The following is a 2,610-nucleotide window of genomic DNA, read 5'->3' on the forward strand; positions in this document are numbered from 1 at the left end:
TGCCTCAGGACGATCCGCGTTGCCTGTTGAGCGATGCGAGCCTGCTCCGGGACAACCAAGCCGATATTGCGCCCTTCATCGCCTCCGTGCTTTTTACCATCAACGATGTCCAGTATCAGCTTCGCCCCTGTGGCGTGAAACCATTCGCGCCCGCGCGATTGCGCCGGCTCATTTCTAAGACCCACCGTGCCATGAGCAGGGGCTTTGACCTTGAAGGGCAGCGGGAACTGGATTTCCTGCAGGTCCTGGCGAGCACAGTCGAAGGGTTGGGCATGAACCTTCACCATCGGGGCGATCCGCAGCATCATGAGTTGATCGATCGACTGCTCAGCTTTTCGACGCTTCTGGTCACGCGAGCCCATGCCATTTCCTATCGTTTGCGGTGTGAAGCGGCGGGCCTCACGCCATGGAAGGATGGGTGAGATCCTCCGCGAAGGGGCATACCGTTTTCCAACAAGGGTGAGACAAAGTGACGGTTGAGACGATATTGCCATCGTCTCGTATCGCGACAGATTCCCCTCCTCCCGAAGGAGGTGAGATGAGGGACGTTTCTGACCATCGTCGCCAAGACCCTCTCCTTGCGGCCCTTCGCTGGAACGGACGCGCAGGGACGGTCGCGGAGGGGACGATAGGCGAGCATTCGATTTGGAACGCTCGTTGCCCGCCTCGTCATGGAGACCCGCTTACGCTGACCAGACGCACAGAAGAGGGAACGGGTCGGCGGCCGCGTTGCGCAAGCGCCGGATTACCCGCCTGTAGGCCGGCAGGAGACCTGTAAGGGTCTGGTGCTCCTCGCCCGTCCAGCAGATGTCCTCGAAGACGGCTTCCGGCATCCTAGCTTCTGCGCGCACCACGCAAGCTGCCTCGAGCGGCAATCGTGCCGCCACGATGTCGATCATCGAAGTGTCGACGAGAAAGTCAGTGTAGCCTGCCCAGTGGGGCTTGGGATCCTGTTCGAAGAACAGGTTGCTGAAATCCCGGTGATTGCGCAGGTAGGCGATCTCGGTCTTTGCGCCGAGAGTAAGGAAGCCGGTGTGGAGACCCATTGGGGTTTTCCTTTCTAGAGACTGGAGCAGGGGAAGGACGGCAGGACCGGTCGGCCAGACCCGCCGCGGGCCGCCATCAGTAGTAACCGGCCACTTCACAGGTCGGGGGTGTCGAAGAAGGCGGAGATCTGAACGTCGGGAAAGCGCTCTCGCAGTGCCTTGACGATCCCGGTGGGCGGATCCTACGGCGTGTCGAACTGAAGCGACGTATTCTCCCCGTCGTCATTGAGGACGACATCCTGCGCGGGCCATTTGCAGCCCCATTCCGCACACCGTCAGTCGTAGAGGGTCGCGTGCGGCTGGGCCCTGAATTCCGCGATCTCCGCCGCGGTAAAGGGCCGGGCCTTGAGGACGACGCCCTCCCCATCGCGGCGCTCGAGCCAGCGTTCGACGGTGACGGTCCGGCCGCCACCTCGAAGCTGCGGCGCCCGCTGACACCATGCTCGAGCACGACGGGAGCCGGGCGGATCGCCTCAAAATCGAAGGGCCCGTTCGGCCCCCTCAGGGTGGCGAGAACCTCCGCCATCTCTTCCTCGGTCTCGGTCGTGATGGTGATCCTGTTTTCGCGCCAGCTCGGCATGTTGTGCTCTGCACCTGTGGGGTTGAACGGGAGCCCGTGACGGTTGCTCCCGGCCGGGCGTTTCACCCGGTAACCAGGAGGTCTGTTCGGAGCGTAAAACCGGAAAACGGATCGAGGCGATATTCTTCAAGATCGCGCCACCCATGCACGTAAGGCGCTGATAAATTTTGAAGACAATCCTCGAGTCAGGTTTCGAACCTGCTTCGACAGCCGTCATGTTCAAGCCACTCCGGGCGAATGCCGCCAAGACCCCTTCTCGGACCGGATCGCGCGGCCCCGGGGACAGGGCGCCCCGTCCCGTGTCGCTAGATCGAATTGGCAGCTGCAGCGATCAGGGGGGCAAGGACAACTCGAAGCATTGATGCGCCCCTGCGGGGCGAAGGCCGGACATTGATTTGCCGGCCATGGAGACAGTCGGAGATCCAAGGCTGCTGCGTTGCCTTTCGATTTGTCATCCCGGCGCCAAGGCGCACGGTGATGTGCGAATGGTCCGTGCCCCCCTCTGCAAGCAGCGGCGCCTCCGCGTGAAGCACGGGCGCATTCGCCGAGCGTTCGTCAACGGGCGGTTCATCAACGTCAGGGCCCTCAGGAAATGGCCGTCGCAGCGTAGCCGGTTTGGGTCCGATGGATAGCGCTGTGGGCTCTCACCTGAGACCATGCCACGGATCGAACCGTCGCGAATGCCCGCTTGTCGGCCGAGAGCTACCCGCCTCCTTTGACGACGGTGGGAGCGGGAAACCGGCATTCCAGTCCTTAAAGTGGAGCGAAGCACTACAGGCGCGATATCCGATCATCTCGAGGCTGGCCGGGAAAGGCAGGACAGCGGCTTCCAAGAAGGCATTCCGACCACGCTCCGCCTACGAATCACAAGACCGCCTCGTCGCGCATATACCGGATCGATTCGGACCTATTGTCCCCTCGCCCCCTTCCCGGCCCATTTAGGCAAGAAATCGGGTGGAATTTGGGCAGGAACATCAACTGTGG

At 62.0% G+C, this 2,610-nt stretch carries 2 protein-coding genes; both read right to left on the bottom strand.

Annotated elements, in window-relative coordinates:
• On the bottom strand, nt 1-362 hold a 362-nt coding region (locus FD715_RS22650), incomplete at its 3' end, for a hypothetical protein (RefSeq protein WP_189799606.1).
• A gap of 321 nt (nt 363-683) precedes the next feature.
• Nucleotides 684-1,046, bottom strand: coding sequence for a hypothetical protein (locus tag FD715_RS21835; protein WP_147115219.1), 363 nt, complete (start codon nt 1,044-1,046; stop codon nt 684-686).
• Nucleotides 1,047-2,610 lie beyond the last annotated feature (1,564 nt).

Origin of the sequence: Tateyamaria sp. syn59 (assembly GCF_007995245.1) — a bacterium.
Taxonomy (GTDB): Bacteria; Pseudomonadota; Alphaproteobacteria; order Rhodobacterales; family Rhodobacteraceae; genus Tateyamaria.

Excerpts from the sequence above, each read along its gene's own strand:
- FD715_RS21835 (WP_147115219.1), bottom strand. The coding sequence starts at position 1,046 with ATGGGTCTCCACACCGGCTTCCTTACTCTCGGCGCAAAGACCGAGATC.